The organism is Actinomadura sp. KC216, from assembly GCF_004348535.1.
GTDB lineage: Bacteria > Actinomycetota > Actinomycetes > Streptosporangiales > Streptosporangiaceae > Spirillospora.
This window is the reverse complement of the sequence record NZ_SMJX01000203.1, coordinates 1-15,220: the sequence shown is the minus strand read 5'-3', so window position 1 is coordinate 15,220 and position 15,220 is coordinate 1. Positions and strand designations below refer to the sequence as shown.

Below are 15,220 nucleotides of genomic sequence, written 5' to 3'. Positions count from 1 at the left end.
GTGGCCATGGGGGTGGGACACAGCGTTTGGGCCTGCACGCGCAGGTCTGGATCGCGCAGGTCGGACGCGTTCCGCAGCTGCTCCTCGACTCCGACGTCGAGGAGAACGACCAGCCCGCGCGGGACGTCACCGACCGGCTCTACGGAGGCGGCGGCGACCACCGGCTGCTGCAGGAGATGCTGCTCGGCATCGGCGGTGTCCGGGCGATCCGGGCGTACTGCCGCATCACCGGGCATCCGGCGCCGGAGGTGTTCCACACCAACGAGGGCCACGCCGGGTTTCTCGGGCTGGAGCGCATCAGGGAGCTGGCGGCCGAGGACGGCCTGACGTTCGACGAGGCGCTAGAGGCCGTCCGCGCGGGCACGGTGTTCACCACGCACACCCCCGTCCCGGCGGGCATCGACCGGTTCCCCCGCGACCTGATCGGCCGGTACTTCGGCGGCGCGAACGCGGAGGAGGAGGTTCCCGTCGAGCGGATCCTCGCGCTCGGCGCCGAGGACTATCCCGGCGGTGACCGCACCGTGTTCAACATGGCCGTGATGGGGATGCGGCTGGCGCAGCGCGTCAACGGCGTCAGCGAGCTGCACGGACGCGTCAGCCGGGAGATGTTCGGCGGCCTGTGGGGCGGCTTCGACGTCGCCGAGGTCCCGGTCGGCTCGATCACCAACGGCGTCCACGCCGGGACGTGGGTGGCGCGCGAGATCCTGGAGCTCGCCGCCCGGGAGCTCCCGTCGATCGTCGAGTCGGGGCGGGGCTGGGAGGAGATCCGTGCCCGTCCCGGCACCGAGCTGTGGCGGATCCGCGGGGCGCTGCGGCGGCGGCTCGTCCTGGAGGCGCGGCGCCGGCTCCGCGAGTCGTGGCGGGGGCGCGGCGCGAGCGAGGCGGAGATCTCCTGGATCGACGACGCGCTCGACCCGGACGTCCTGACGATCGGTTTCGCGCGGCGGGTCCCGTCCTACAAGCGGCTCACGCTCATGACCAGCGACCCGGACCGCCTCCGCGGCATCCTGCTGAACCCCGACCGCCCGGTGCAGATCGTCATCGCGGGGAAGGCGCACCCCGCCGACGAGGGCGGCAAGCGGCTCATCCAGGACATCGTGCGGTTCACCGAGTCGCAGGACGTCCGGCACCGCATCGTGTTCCTGCCCGACTACGACATGGCGCTCGGGCAGCTCATGGTGCAGGGCTGCGACGTGTGGATGAACAATCCGCTGCGCCCGCTGGAGGCGTGCGGCACGTCCGGGATGAAGGCGGCGCTGAACGGGGCGCTGAACCTCTCCATCCTCGACGGCTGGTGGGACGAGTGGTACGACGGCCGGAACGGCTGGGCGATCCCGTCCGCCGACGGCCTCTCCGGCCCCGGCCGCCGGGACGAGCTGGAGGCCGCCGCGCTCTACGAGCTGATCGAGGACCACGTGGCCGTCACGTTCTACGACCGGGACGCGGACGGGCTGCCGCGCCGCTGGCTGGAGATGGTCAAGCACACCATCGCCACGCTCGGCCCGAAGGTCCTCGCGTCCCGGATGCTGCGCGACTACGTCGAGGACCTGTACGCCCCGGCCGCCGCGTCCGCCCGCGCCATGGCCGCCGACGAGTTCGCGGGCGCCCGCGCGCTGGCCGCGTGGAAGTGGCGCGTCCGCAAGGCTTGGCCGGCCGTGGCGGTCGAGCACGTCGAATCGAACGGCTCGGAAAGCCCGCAGGTCGGAGCGCACCTCTCCGTCCGCGTCGTCGTCGACCTCGGCGGCCTGGCCCCCGACGACGTGGCGGTCGAGGTCGTCTACGGCGGGGTAGACGAATCCGACATGCTGGTCGACCCGTCCTACCTGCAACTGCGCGACGGTGAACCGGCCGAGAAGGGACGCGTCCGCTACACGGGCGAAGTCCCACTCGGACGCAGCGGGGCGTTCGGCTACAACGTCCGCGTCGTCCCTTCCCACCCGATGCTGTCGAGCCGTGCGGAGATGGGACTGGTGGCCATGCCACCGGCCCCCCAAGGCATGACCAACGGCGACCTGCGCTAGCGGGGGCGGGCGCTCCGCTAAGCCTGTTCGTCGTCCTCGGCGGGTGGGTCGGTCAGCTGCCAGGCGGCGACGATCAGCGGCAGGAAGATGTGGGTCACCAGGAGGGCGAAGAGGATCAGGAACAGCGCGGCGCCGGGGATCTGGGAGTCGCGGCCGTCCCGGTCGGCGAGCATCGTCGTCAGGAGGACGGCGGCGATCACGACGGTGGACGCGCGGTGGGCGGTCGCGAACGCGCGGAGCCGGGCGGTGAGCTGGCGCTCGTCCAGCTCGCGTTCGCGTTTGGCGGTCAGGCCCCGGGTCAGCGCGACCAGCTGCGTCGCGAGCGGCAGGCCGATCGCCAGCAGGACGCCCAGGACCACCAGGTTGACGATCACCGCGGTGTCGCTGGGGGCGACGACCCACGACACGGCGGCGTCCACCCAGAGCAGGCCCAGCGTCACCGCGCCCGCACCGGCCAGCACCCGGCGGGGGCGGCGGCGGGCGTAGCGGGCGGGCATGCGGTGTTCCAGCTTGTCCTCAAGGGCGGTCAGGCGGTCCGCGCGCTTGCGGCGGGAGCGCTCCATCCACTGCGCCGTCTTGTTCGTCATGGCGTGCCTCCGATTCTCGGGAACGGTTTCAGGGAGAAGACGACCTCGACGGGCACCTCGAAGTAGTCCGCGATGCGCAGCGCCAGGTGCAGGCTGGGGCTGTACTCGCCCCGCTCCAGGTAGCCGACCGTCTGGTAGTGGACGCCCAGCGCGGTGGCCAGGTCGCGGCGCGAGACGCCGCGTTCGGCCCGCAGCATGGTGATCCGGTTGTAGACGTGCTCCTTGTCGCCGGGCATCACGGCCCGCCTTGGGCGGCCCGTCGTCCCTGCTGCTCGTCCATGAGCACCTCCGTATGGAGACTTTGATCGTTCGTTGGATCCCTGCGATTGCTGATAGTAGAAGTACTACATTCCATCGCAGTGACGCAACCGCCGGTGGACTGGCAGGATGGATTTCGTGCGCGCTCCGGAGTGGTGGCCGCCGCGCGGCCGAATCGCCGACCTGCTCCTGGCCGGGGGCTGCCTCGTCGTGACGGTCGTGGCCGTCCTGACGGTGATCGAGACGGACGGCCGCGGCCCCATGCCCTGGCTGGGCTGGACCCTGCTCGTGGTCACCTGCGGCGCGCTGTACTTCCGGCGGAGCCATCCCGTCGCGGTCGCGATCGTCACGTTCGCCTGCTGCGCCGTCTACTACCCGGTGACCGAGCCGGACGGTCCCGTCGTGATCACGTTCGTGATCGCGCTGTACTCCGTGGCCGCGGCCGGGCATCTCGTCGTCGCCAGCGTCCTCGTGGCGCTCTCGATGGCCGCGACCATGTACGGCGACTACCGCGGCCACACCAACCACCTCGCGGACGCGGCCGGGTTCCTGCTCGCCGGATGGTTCGTCGCCGTCATCGCGGTCGGCGGCGTCGTCCGGAACCGCCGCGCCTACCTGCGGGAGGCCGAAGAGCGCGCGCGGGCCGCCGAGCGCGGGCGCGAGGCGGAGGCCCGCCGCCGCGCCATCGAGGAACGGCTGCGCATCGCCCGCGAGCTGCACGACGTCCTCGGGCACAACATCTCGCTCATCAACGTGCAGGCCACGGCCGCGCTGCACGGCCTGCGCCGCGAGCCCGAACGCGCCGAGGACGCCCTCACCGCGATCAAGCAGGCCAGCAAGGACACCCTCCGCGAGATGCGCGCCACCCTCGGCGTCCTGCGCCGGGTCGACGAGGCCGCGCCGGTCAGCCCGGCCCCCGGCCTCGCCCGGCTGGACGAGCTGACCGACGGCCTCGCCGCCGCGGGGCTCGCCGTCCGGACCGAGGTCGAGGGCGAGCCGCGGTCACTGCCCGCCGAGGCCGATCTGGCGGCGTACCGGATCGTCCAGGAGGCCCTCACCAACGTGACGCGGCATTCCAGCGCGTCGGCGGCCGTCGTCCGCATCCGCTACGGGGACGAGGACGTGACCGTCCAGGTGCACGACGAGGGAGCCCCGGCGGCCGGTCCTTCCGGGGACGGCAGCGGGATCCGCGGGATGCGCGACCGCGCCGAGGCGCTGGGCGGCGACTTCGAGGCCGGTGCCCGGCCCGGCGGCGGCTTCACCGTCCGCGCCCGCCTTCCGGCCTGACCTCCGCGCGGTGGTCAGAGGCCCTCGGGTAGGGGGGTGGCCGTTGACCAGGGGACGTCGTTCGCGTCGTCGGGGTGGTCGCCGTTCCGCCACATCAGTCCGCCATCGTCGAAGCGCTCGTATCCGGTGCCCAGGCATTGCTCGATGCCGGGCGAGTAGAAGCCTTTGAACCAGGCGAGCCAGACCGGATAGGGAGGAAGCCCTGCCCAGCGATCCCGCTGCGTCACCGACCTGTGCGTTTGCGTCCGAGCGGCGGTCCACAGCGAGCCGCCGCTGTATCCCCAGCCGCGCGACACCACCGCATGGGCGTAGAACGCGCCGGTCACCTCCGCGATGCGGGCGAACGACCTCACCAGATCCGTGCGCCACCGTTCGTCGGACAGGACGCGCAGGTCCATGGTCAGGGAGATGTTCGCGACGGGGTGCGGCAATCCCTCCCGCTGCTCCTTCTCGCCGATGAGGTAGGGGGTGAAATCGTCTCCGACGCTTCTCGCCGCTCCCGAGAAGAAAGGGCGGGAGGTCTTCCAGAAAAGGCCACCGGATTCCGTTCTCCAGGCGCTGATGAAGCCCTCCTCGCCCTCATCGGACAGCTTGTGCTGCAGCGGCTCGTAGTCCCCGAACCTGCGGGGCATCGCTTCCGGGAACCAGGTCCTCAGCGCTTCGAGCAGGCGTTCGGGCAGATCATGCGGGAGGTCTTCGCGCCGGACGTACCAGTCGAGGTCGAGCAGGTCGACGTGCTCGGCGGCCGGGGGCTTGAACCGGCGGAGCGGGGCCGGCGACCAGATCGGGCGGGCATCGTTCTGGCGATCGTGGACGAGCCCGTCCGTCGCCGCCGCGAGAGCGCGCGCCGCTTTCGTGGCGAAGGCGAGGGAGGGGCGCGCGGTGTCCTCCACGGTGAACTCGTACATCAGCCGAACACCGACGGCGGCCCCGGCGACTTCATCGGGCAGATCCTCGCGTTCGACGCCGAGCGGGCCGTCGATGACGAAAACCCGCCGCTCTCTACCGCGCACGATGCGATAGGCCACGCCCGATGATCGGTCGAAGCGGCCGCCGGCGTCCGATAACGCGGTGCCAAGCCTTTCCAGATCGATATGGTGCGCGCCGTAGATTTCAATGTCGTAAGTCACGGTGACCTCAATCGGTGTCGGTTGCCGCCAGGATGGCGAGGCGGCGCCGGTCGGGGGTGAGCGCGGCCAGGCCGATGTCCCAGGCCACTCGATCGAACCAATCCGTCGCGGCCTCGAAGGCGTACCAGGCACAGCCCGTGACGCGCGCTTCGACCTCGTCGATGGCGGCGTCGTCCGGAGTTCCGGAAAGGCCCGCCAGGGATTGCCAGGCCGCCAGGCGTCCGTAGGCGCCGAACGAGCCGGAGTTGTACGCCCCTCCGGTCGATGCGGCGGCGAACAGCAGGCGCCAGGCCTGGGACGGCGGGCAGGAGGTGATCGAGAGTTCGCCGCCCGCCCCGTTGATGCATTCCAGCCCGACCGTCAGGAGCGCGTCCGGGACCGACTCGGCGTCCAGGGGCTCGGCGAGGGCGAAGACCCCGGCCTCGATGCGGCCGTTGGACTCCTCGGCCCAGTTCGCCACGGCCTTGGCGATGAGCGCGGCAGCGGCCTCCGTGGTCGTCTCCGCCGCCTCCGGAACGCGGGCGTTGCCGGACGCCGCCATGACGCGGTCGGTGGACGGCCCGTACGGGATCCCATGGCTCACGCCGCCGCGCCCGTACTGCGGCAGGTCCGGATGCTCTTCTACGTCCGACAGCTTCAAAGGAAGCCGGGCCAGAGGGTGGCGGCGCCACTGCGGCGATGCCGTCCAGTCCGCGATCTCGGGTGTCTCGGCGACGGCGACGCCCCGGAGGACGAGCTCCTGGACCAGGCAGGCGCGGAGCTCGTCCGACGCGTCCGCCCCGGTGAACACCGCCGCCACGTCCTGCGGCCGCCGGGCGGACGCCAGCATCGACGCCAGGTAGCGGTCCAGGTTCGGGCCGCCGATCCCGGCCGAGGAGGCCAGCCGGACCGCCTGGGCCGCGTTCCCGGCGCCCTCGGTGGTGGCGAGCAGCCGCAGCAGATGGTCGAGGACGCTCCGGTACTGCCATATCCCCTCGTCGTCGTGCCTCTCGGCGAGTGCGACGCCCAGGTCGCCGACGAAGTCGGCGTCGCCCTGAGCGAGACGGTCGTCGGCGAGCTTCCAGACCCCGGTCACGTCCGTCAGGCGCGGCAGTTCGGCCACGATCTTCCGTATCTGGTCGTCCACAGGGCCGAGCCTAGGCAGGCGGCCCCGGCGGCGCCGCTCAAATATCCGGGTCGGCGGCGAGGGCCTCGTAGACGGGCGCGAGCACGTCGGTGAGCGGACGCCGCCGGATCCTGATCGGCGGGGGAGTGGCCACCTGGAGGACGAAACCCGGCGGCACGGGCGGCATGGCCGGACGGTCGGGGAGGCGGCCCAGCCCGGACGGCGGCGTCCAGAAACCGGCCGCCGTGAGTGGCTCGTCCTCCATCTCGAACGGGTCGGGCTCGGTCTCCGCGCCGCGCCGCAGCGCCGCGAGCAGCTGCCGCCTGCCCCGGCCGTTCCACTGGAGGATGAGGAACGGGTCGGCGTCGAACGCCTCCGCCAGCAGGTACAGGACGGCCGCCGCGTGCTTGCACGGGTCGCCCCAGTCGGGGCAGTCGCACATCAGGTGCAGGTCTTCGGCCGCGCCGGGGAACAGCGCCAGGCCCAGCTCGGCGAACACCCACTCGATCTCCGGCGGCATCTCCCCGGCGAGCAGCCGCGCCCGGAACACCGCCCGGGACGCCAGCTCCGCCTCGACGGCCCGCCACCCGTCCGCGTCGATCGCCTCGATGCTCAGCGCCACCTCGTACGGTTCGGGCGCCGAGCCCTGCACCTTCGCCGTCACCTCGTAGGGGGCGACCTTCAGGTCGAACACGTTGCCCTTGCGCGCATACGTCCGGCCGCGCTGGAGGCGGCCCGTGTCGGCGAACGACTCGACCAGGTCGATGAAGCGGCGCGACCACCACCGCGAGCCGATCGACCCGCGCTTCGTCCGCGCCTTGATGCCCTCGAAACCCTCGAAGCCTTCGCTCATCAGTCGCTCACCGCCTCGGGCGACAGCCGCAGGACGTCCCGCAGCTCGGCCACCGAGAGCTCGGTGAGCCACTCCTCGCCGGTGCCGACGATGGAGTCGGCGAGGGCCTTCTTGCGTTCGATCATCTCGTCGACGCGCTCCTCCATCGTCCCGACGCAGATGAACTTGCGGACCTGGACGTTGCGGGTCTGCCCGATGCGGAACGCCCGGTCGGTGGCCTGGTCCTCGACGGCGGGGTTCCACCAGCGGTCGACGTGCACGACGTGGTTGGCGGCCGTGAGGGTCAGGCCCGTCCCGGCGGCCTTCAGCGACAGCAGGAAGATCGACGGTTCGGCGTCGTCCTGGAAGCGCTCGACGAGCTCGTCCCGCGCCTGCTTGGACGTCCCGCCGTGCAGCCACAGCACCGGCCGCTCAAGCCGCCCCGCCAGGTAGGGTTGCAGCATCGACCCGAACTCCGCGTATTGGGTGAAGACGAGGGCCTTCTCGCCCTGCTCCAGCACCTCGGCGCAGATCTCCTCCAGCCGCTCCAGCTTCCCGGACCGGCCGGGGAGGCGCGACCCGTCCTTGAGCAGCTGCGCCGGATGGTTGCAGACCTGCTTCAGCTTCGCCATCGTCGCCAGGACGAGGCCGCGCCGCTGCGAGTCCTCCGCCTCGGCGATCTGGGCGAGCATGTCGTCCACGGTGGCCTGGTAGAGCGACGCCTGCTCGGTGGTCAGGTTGCAGTAGACCTTGATCTCCTGCTTCTCCGGCAGATCCGAGATGATCGACTTGTCGGTCTTGAGGCGGCGCAGGACGAACGGCTGCGTCGCCCGCTTCAGCGCCAGCGCCGCCTGCTCGTCGCCGTCCCGCTCGATCGGGATCGCGAACCGCCGCCGGAACTCGGCGCGCGGCCCGAGCAGCCCGGGATTCGCGAACTCCATGATCGACCACAGCTCGGTGAGGTGGTTCTCCACCGGCGTCCCGGTGAGCGCGATCCGGTTCCGCGCCGGGATGCTCCGCACCGCCCTGGCCTGGCGCGTCCCGCTGTTCTTGAGCGCCTGCGCCTCGTCGCAGACGACCCGCCCCCACTCGATCCGCGCGAGCGTCTCGGCGTCCCGCGTCGCCGTCCCGTACGTGGTCAGCACCAGATCGGCGCCCGCCACGGCCTCGACCAGATCCGCGCCGCGCTGCCGCCCCGTCCCGTGGTGGACGTAGACGCGCAGCTTCGGCGTGAACCGCGCCGCCTCCCGCTGCCAGTTCCCCACCAGCGACATCGGCAGGATCGCCAGCGTCGGGTCGGGGCGGGCGCCGTGCTCCCGCTCGTGCACCAGAAGCGACAGAACGGAAATGGTCTTGCCTAGCCCCATATCGTCGGCAAGCAGGGCACCCAGCCCCAAATCGTCCATGAACGTCAGCCAGGCGAGCCCGCGCTCCTGGTAGGGGCGCAGTTCGGCGTCGAGCTCGTCCGGGGTTCGCATGGGGGTCAGGCGGCGGTCGGCCTCGCCGGAGAGGAGGTCGCCCAGGGCGCCGTCGGTGTCGACGCCGGTGAGGGGGAGGGTGGAGTCGCCGGCGTGGATCACCGCGCGGATCGCCTCGGCGGCGGTCATCCGGCCGCGGCGGGGGTGGCGGAGGAAGTCGAGCGCGGCCTCCAATTGCCGCTCGTCCAGCTCGACCCACTGGCCGCGGAGGCGGACCAGCGGCGTCTTCAGGCGGGCGAGCTCCTCCAGTTCGGCCTCGTCGATGCTGTCGTCGCCGATGGCGAGGTCCCAGCGGAAGTCGACCATGGCCTTCATGTCGAAGCCCGAGGCCACCGCCGAACCGGACGACGCCTCGGGGTCGTCGGCGCGTGTCGTCAGCCTCATGCCGAGCTTCGCCTTGCCCGCCCACTGCGGGAGCAGGACGCCGAAGCCCGCGGCGGCGAGCATCGGGGCCGCCTGGCGGAGGAAGCGGAACGCGCCCGCGGTGTCGAGCGCGAGCTCGGCGGGTTCGGGGCCGTCCAGCGCGCGGGCCAGGTCGGGGAACAGGCGCAGCGCGCGGCCGAGGCCGGTGAGCAGCGCCTCCTCGGCGCCCGCGACCGACGTCGCCTCGCCCGCCCAGACGAGCGCGGCCGGGACGTAGAGGCTCGGGTCGTCGGTGCCCTGGAGCGCGAACTCGATGCGCCAGGCGCCGTCCTCCTCGTCCGCGGACGGTTCGGCGAGGCGGAAGCACGTGCGGAGCGGGCCGGACGGGCGGCGCGCAGCGGCGGCCCACGCGTCCAGCTCGGCGATCAGGTCGTCGGGGTCGTCGCGGGGCTCGCGGGCGACCGCCGGGGACGGGCCCGTCAGCGCCGCCACCCAGCGCTCGGCGAGCGGCAGCCGGTCCGGCTCCTTGCGCCGGGACACCAGCAGCGGATGCGGCACCACCCCGCGGACCGCCGTGTCGACCAGCCCGGACAGCGCCTCGCGCAGCACCTCGGCGGCGGGACGGCCGCCGTCCGCGGCGCGGCACGCGGCGGGCATCGCGCGGGCCAGCGCCCGGAACCGCGCCGGGTCGTCGATCACCGGGCGCCAGCGGGCCACGAGGTCGCCGTCCTCGCGCAGCAGCGCGGGCAGCACCTGGCCGCGCCCGGCCAGATGGACGGCCTCGTCCGCGATCATGCGGAGGAAGCGCAGGTCGGTGCCGGGGACGACGTCGGCGCTGTGCTCGGCGGCCTGGAGCAGGGCCATCGCGGGGAACGGCTCCAGGACGAGCGCGGGCACCCGCCACGGGCGCAGTCCGGGCTCGTCCGAGACCGGTTCGGGCCCCAGTTCGGCGGACGGCAGCGGATGGTCGCCGGCCGTGGGCAGCGACATCGTCAGCTCGACGCGGAACAGGGTGCGGACGAGCGGCTCGTACGACGTCCCCGCGAAATCACACGTCGCGAAGGGGTGGACGTCCGGGGAAAGCTCGTACGGGCCGGTGCGTTCGGCCCACAGGCAAAGCGCACCGCCATGCCAGGTGGCGTGGGCGACGAGCATGGTCACCGAAGCTATCAGCAGCCTCTGACGTCCCTGCCCATGACCGGTGTCGCCCGCGCCGATCGCCGTCACTGCGGGCCCGAACCGCCGCGTTAGGCTCGGGACGTTGCCGCCGATATCACGCAGGAGGGTCGCCGTGGGCGAGTTCGTACGGGTCGAGGTCGAGGACGGGATCGCGACGATCAGGCTGGACCGTCCGAAGATGAACGCCCTGAACGCCCAGATGCAGCGGGAGCTGATCGACGCGTCCCGGCAGGTCACGCAGGACGACGCCGTCGGCGCGGTCGTCCTCTACGGCGGCGAGAAGGTGTTCGCGGCCGGTGCGGACATCAAGGAGATGGCGCCGATGTCGTACGCGCAGATGTCGGCCGGGCACTCGCGGCTGTTGCAGGACTTCGCGCGGGCGCTCGCCGGGATCCCCAAGCCGGTGATCGCCGCGATCACCGGGTACGCGCTCGGCGGCGGGCTGGAGACCGCGCTGACCGCCGACTTCCGCGTGGCGGGCGAGAGCGCGAAGGTGGGGCAGCCGGAGATCCAGCTCGGCATCATCCCCGGCGCGGGCGGGACGCAGCGGCTGTCCCGGCTGATCGGGCCGTCCAAGGCCAAGGAGCTGATCTTCTCCGGACGGCACGTCGCGGCGGACGAGGCCCTCGCGATCGGGCTGGTCGACCGGGTCGTCCCGGACGCGGAGGTCTACACGGCCGCGCGGGAGTGGGCGGCGACCTTCGTCGGCGGGCCCGCGATCGCGCTGCGCGCCGCCAAGCAGGCCATCGACGCGGGCCTGGAGGTCGATCTGGAGACCGGGCTGGAGATCGAGCGGACGCAGTTCGCCGCCCTGTTCGCCACCGAGGACCAGGCCGCCGGCATGCGCAGCTTCATGGAGGAAGGCCCCGGCAAGGCGAAGTTCACCGGCCGGTGAGCGCGCGCTCCTGCGCTCAGGCCGTATTCGACGCGCGGCGGCGCCTCGGAGCGTACATCTCAGTGAATCTCCACAGTTTCTTGGGCGAGCCGCCCGGCGCCGTCAAGATCGGCCGATAGCATCTCGCGCCATGCGACACGCGTACCGCACCGCGCTCGTGACGGGTGCGTCCAGCGGGATCGGTGAGAGCTTCGCCCGCCTGCTGGCGGGCCGCGGGACCGATCTGGTGATCGTGGCGCGCCGGGCCGATCGGCTGGACGGCCTGGCCCGCGAGCTGGTGGAGCGGTACCGCGTCGCGGTGGAGGTGCTGGCGGCCGACCTGACCGACCCGCTGCAGCGCGCCGAGGTCGAGGGACGGCTGATCGCCGACCCGGTCGAACTTCTGGTGAACAATGCGGGCCACGGCGCTTTTGGAGCGTTCGCGGAGGCGCCGCTCGACACCCAGCTCGCGCAGGTCGAGCTGAACGTGACCGCGCTGGTCCGGCTCACGCACGCGGTCCTGCCGGGGATGGTCGAGCGGGGGCGGGGCGGTGTCCTGAACGTGTCGTCGATGTCGGGGTTCGCGCCGTCGCCGGGCAGCGCGACCTATGGCGCGACGAAGGCGTACGTGGCGTCCTTCTCCGAGAGCCTGCACAGCGAGGTCGCGGGGAAGGGCGTGCACGTGACGGCGCTGTGCCCGGGGTTCACGCGGACCGACGACGGCGTCCCGGCCAACCTGCTGTGGCTGCGCCGCGACGACGTCGCGCGGGCCGGGCTGGAAGCGGTGGCGACCGGCCGCGCGCTGTGCATCCCGGGCGTGCAGTACAAGGCCGCGTTCCCGGCCCTGCGGCTCGTCCCGAGGCCGCTGCTCAGGGCCGCCGTGAACCGCATGTGGCAGCAGGCCGCCGACACGCGGTGACGCCGGCCTCACGCCCCCGTATTGCCCGGACCTACAAAACTCGCCGCCGGTTGGTTGTCGCGGGGCTTACTTGACGGGGATCACGCTCAGTGGCGACGATCGAACCTACGCTTTAGTAGGTTATGCACGTCCGGCCTGCTAGGAGCCCTCTCGGCGCCGCGAGCACGGCGGCGCCCGTCCGGCAGACCGCCCTCGTCCAGCGAAGGAACCGCATGTCCGTGACCCCCGAAGAGAAGTTCCAGCTCAACCTGATGGTCGACCTTGAGCCGGTGGCCGAGAGGGAACTGAACCGGCACCTCTCGATGGCCAAGGAATGGTTCCCGCACCAGTACGTGCCGTGGAGCGAAGGCCGCGACTTCGACGGGCCGCTGGACGGCGAGCCGTGGTCGATCGAGCAGTCGAAGCTGAGCCCCGAGGCGCGCGAGTCGCTCATCGTCAACCTCCTCACCGAGGACAACCTGCCCGGCTACCACAACGCCATCTCCACCGCGTTCGGCCGCGACGGCGCCTGGGGCACCTGGGTCAACCGGTGGACGGCCGAGGAGAACCGGCACGGCATCGTCATCCGCGACTACCTGACCGCCACCCGCGCGGTCGACCCGATCGCGCTGGAACGCGCCCGCATGCGCCACATGGAGGCCGGCTACGAAGCCGACCACGGCGACTCGTTCCTGCACGGCGCCGCCTACGTGTCGTTCCAGGAGCTCGCCACCCGCGTCTCGCACCGCAACACGGGCCGGGCGTCCGGCGACCCGCTGTGCGAGCAGATGCTGGCCCGCGTCGCCGCGGACGAGAACCTCCACATGATCTTCTACCGGAACCTGATGGACGCCGCGCTGGAGGCGGCGCCGAACGAGACGATGCGGGCGATCACCGACGTCGTCAAGGGGTTCCAGATGCCCGGCCACAGCATCGACGGGTTCCTCCGCAAGTCGGTCATGATCGCCAACGCGGGCATCTACGACCTGCGGCTCCACCACGACGACGTCCTCGTCCCGGTGCTGCGCAAGTGGAACATCTTCGACCGCACCGACCTGTCCGGCGAGGGCGAGAAGGCCCGTGAGGAGCTGGGCGAGTTCCTGGACGGGCTGGACGCGGCCGCGACCAAGTTCGAGACCCGCCGCGAGGAGCGCCGAGCCCGCCAGGCCGCCCGCCGCTCGTAGCCCTGCCGGTCGCCCGCTAGATCGCTTGGTCCGATTTGTCCGGAACGTCGGGGCGATTCCCGGCGTCAAAAGGGGCATGGGGAAGCATCGACGGCTGGGCGGCTATCGGTTGCTGGACGAGATCGGCCGGGGGAGCACGGCGGTGGTCCACCTCGCCATGGACCCCCGCGGCCGCGAGGTCGCGGTGAAGGAGCTGAGCCCGGAGCTGGCGGGGGAGCCGGAGGCGATCAGCCGGCTGGCCCGCGAGATGTCCGCGCAGGCGCGCGTGCGCAGCGAGTACGTCGCGCGGCTGCTGGACGGGGAGATCACGGCGGAGCGGCCGTACGTGGTCATGCAGTACGTGCCCGGCTGCCCGCTGAACGACCTGGTCTCGGCGTACGGGCCGCTGCGCCGCGACCGGCTCGCCCGGTTCGCGCGGCGGCTGGCGCTCGCGCTCGGGGACGTCCACGACGCGGGCGTCCTGCACCGGGACGTCGCGCCCGGCAACGTGATCGTGATGGGCGACCGGCCGACGCTGATCGACTTCGGCATCGCGCACGAGTCGGGCGCCGAGCAGATCACCAGGCGCGGCATGGTCGTGGGGACGCCCGCCTACCTGGCGCCGGAGCTCATCGAGGGCGGCCGCGCCACCGCCGCGTCCGACGTGTTCTCGTGGGCGTCGACGGTCGCGTGCGCCGCCACCGGGCGCCCGCCGTTCGGACGCGGCTCGCTGCACGGCGTCTGCTTCCGCATCCTGCGCGGCCAGGCCGACCTCGACGGCGTGCCGGAGCCGCTGGCCGGGGTGCTGCGGGCGGCGTTCCAGCGCGACCCGGCCAAGCGCCCGACGGCGCGCTGGCTCGCCGGGGCCCTCGCGGAAGGCGACGGCGCCGTCCGGCCGGCCGCGCCCCTGGCGGCGGGACGTCCTCCGGCCAGGAACAGGCGGCACGGCGTGTCCGCGGCCGGCCGCGGATGAGAACTCGGGGCACGATCGACGGGGGTAGGGTTTCGGAAACGATGAAGGGAGCAGTCACGTCCGGGGACCGAATCGGCCACTACACCGTGCTCCAGACCCTCGGGGAAGGGGGAATGGGCGTCGTCTACCTCGGCGCCGATCCCGAGGGCCGGAACGTGGCCATCAAGGTGCTGCGGCCCGCGGTCGCGGGGGACGCCACGGCGCGTCGCCGGCTGGCCCGCGAGGTCGACTCGATGCGCCGGGTGCACAGCCCCCACGTCGCGGAGATCCTCGACGCCGATGTGACCGCCGACCGGCCCTACATCGTCACCCAGTACGTGCCTGGGCGGACGCTCGAAGAGATCGTCGAGGAGTCCGGGCCGATCTACGGGCCCGCGCTGCAGCGGCTCGCCGTGGGCCTCGGGGCCGCGCTGTCGGCGATCCACGGCGCCGGGATCGTCCACCGGGACATGAAGCCCGGCAACGTGATGCTCGTCGACAGCGAGCCCGTCGTGATCGACTTCGGTATCGCGCAGGGCGCGGACGCGACCCGGCTGACCGCGACCGGGATGGTCATCGGCACGCCCGGCTACCTGGCGCCGGAGATCATCGAGGGTGAGGACGCGGGCCCGCCGTCGGACGTGCACGCCTGGGCCGGGACGGTCGCCTACGCCGCGACCGGCCGCCCGCCGTTCGGCTCCGGCACCTTCGAGTCGATCTTCTACAAGATCATGCAGGGCACGCCCGACCTGGACGGCGTGCCGGACGCGCTGCTGCCCGTCCTCCGCTCCGCCATGGCGCGGCATCCCGCCGAACGTCCCACCGCGGTCAACCTGGTGCAGCTCACCCGGCGCATCCACCTCGAAGCCACCATCACCGACCAGACCCGCGTCGACCGCCACTACCCGTCGCCGAGCGCGTCGCAGGGGTCCGGCACCTCGCAGCCGACGCCCGGTACGTCGCGGCCGGTGGACGAGACCGCGGCCGACCACTCCCGCCAGTTCTCCATGCCGGTGCCGGCGCCGCCGCCGCACGAGGTGGAGCAGCCGCGTCCCACCACGCCCGGCTCGACCGCGATCCCGGTGCCCGGGCC

13 protein-coding genes are annotated in these 15,220 nt (G+C 72.4%); 7 read left to right on the top strand and 6 right to left on the bottom strand.

Translation table 11 applies throughout. The features are described from left to right. On the top strand, window positions 1-2,021 hold a 2,021-nt coding region (glgP, locus tag E1264_RS28630), incomplete at its 5' end, for an alpha-glucan family phosphorylase (RefSeq protein WP_132178556.1). A gap of 17 nt (window positions 2,022-2,038) precedes the next feature. On the opposite strand, the gene E1264_RS28625 is transcribed toward glgP, so the two are convergent. Next, window positions 2,039-2,608, bottom strand: coding sequence for a hypothetical protein (locus E1264_RS28625; RefSeq protein ID WP_132178555.1), 570 nt, complete (start codon window positions 2,606-2,608; stop codon window positions 2,039-2,041). After that, window positions 2,605-2,844, bottom strand: coding sequence for a helix-turn-helix transcriptional regulator (locus E1264_RS28620; protein ID WP_132178554.1), 240 nt, complete (start codon window positions 2,842-2,844; stop codon window positions 2,605-2,607). Before E1264_RS28620 ends, E1264_RS28625 begins: the two co-directional genes overlap by 4 nt. 160 nt (window positions 2,845-3,004) lie before the next feature. Between E1264_RS28620 and E1264_RS28615 the strand changes: the two genes are divergently transcribed. After that, on the top strand, window positions 3,005-4,153 hold the full coding sequence (locus E1264_RS28615) for a sensor histidine kinase (RefSeq protein WP_243711226.1): 1,149 nt from the start codon (window positions 3,005-3,007) through the stop codon (window positions 4,151-4,153). Between the two features lie 14 nt (window positions 4,154-4,167). Here E1264_RS28615 and E1264_RS28610 read toward each other — a convergent pair whose 3' ends face one another. From E1264_RS28610 to E1264_RS28595, 4 genes are read right to left on the bottom strand one after another with little or no spacing between them, the layout of a single operon-like run. After that, on the bottom strand, window positions 4,168-5,283 hold the full coding sequence (locus tag E1264_RS28610) for a hypothetical protein (protein WP_132178552.1): 1,116 nt from the start codon (window positions 5,281-5,283) through the stop codon (window positions 4,168-4,170). Window positions 5,284-5,290: 7 nt separating this feature from the next. Continuing rightward, a complete protein-coding gene (locus E1264_RS28605) occupies window positions 5,291-6,409 on the bottom strand; it encodes a DUF6183 family protein (RefSeq protein ID WP_132178551.1) in 1,119 nt (372 codons plus the stop codon). A gap of 37 nt (window positions 6,410-6,446) precedes the next feature. After that, window positions 6,447-7,241, bottom strand: a complete 795-nt coding sequence (locus E1264_RS28600) for an SWIM zinc finger family protein (protein WP_132178550.1) — start codon at window positions 7,239-7,241, stop codon at window positions 6,447-6,449. Continuing rightward, complete coding sequence (locus tag E1264_RS28595; protein ID WP_132178557.1) at window positions 7,241-10,216, bottom strand: DEAD/DEAH box helicase; 2,976 nt, start codon at window positions 10,214-10,216, stop codon at window positions 7,241-7,243. The genes E1264_RS28600 and E1264_RS28595 overlap by 1 nt, the downstream gene beginning before the upstream one ends. A gap of 136 nt (window positions 10,217-10,352) precedes the next feature. Between E1264_RS28595 and E1264_RS28590 the strand changes: the two genes are divergently transcribed. The 5 genes from E1264_RS28590 to E1264_RS28570 all read left to right on the top strand — a co-directional run. Next, complete coding sequence (locus E1264_RS28590) at window positions 10,353-11,135, top strand: enoyl-CoA hydratase-related protein (RefSeq protein WP_132178549.1); 783 nt, start codon at window positions 10,353-10,355, stop codon at window positions 11,133-11,135. A gap of 130 nt (window positions 11,136-11,265) precedes the next feature. Then, window positions 11,266-12,033 carry an SDR family oxidoreductase gene (locus E1264_RS28585; protein WP_132178548.1) on the top strand — a complete coding sequence of 256 codons (768 nt, stop codon included), beginning with the start codon at window positions 11,266-11,268 and terminating at the stop codon, window positions 12,031-12,033. Between the two features lie 212 nt (window positions 12,034-12,245). After that, window positions 12,246-13,196, top strand: a complete 951-nt coding sequence (locus tag E1264_RS28580) for an acyl-ACP desaturase (RefSeq protein WP_132178547.1) — start codon at window positions 12,246-12,248, stop codon at window positions 13,194-13,196. Window positions 13,197-13,272: 76 nt separating this feature from the next. After that, on the top strand, window positions 13,273-14,148 hold the full coding sequence (locus E1264_RS28575; RefSeq protein WP_132178546.1) for a serine/threonine-protein kinase: 876 nt from the start codon (window positions 13,273-13,275) through the stop codon (window positions 14,146-14,148). Between the two features lie 41 nt (window positions 14,149-14,189). Further along, window positions 14,190-15,220: serine/threonine-protein kinase (locus tag E1264_RS28570; protein ID WP_165964425.1), on the top strand; the 1,031-nt coding region annotated here is incomplete at its 3' end.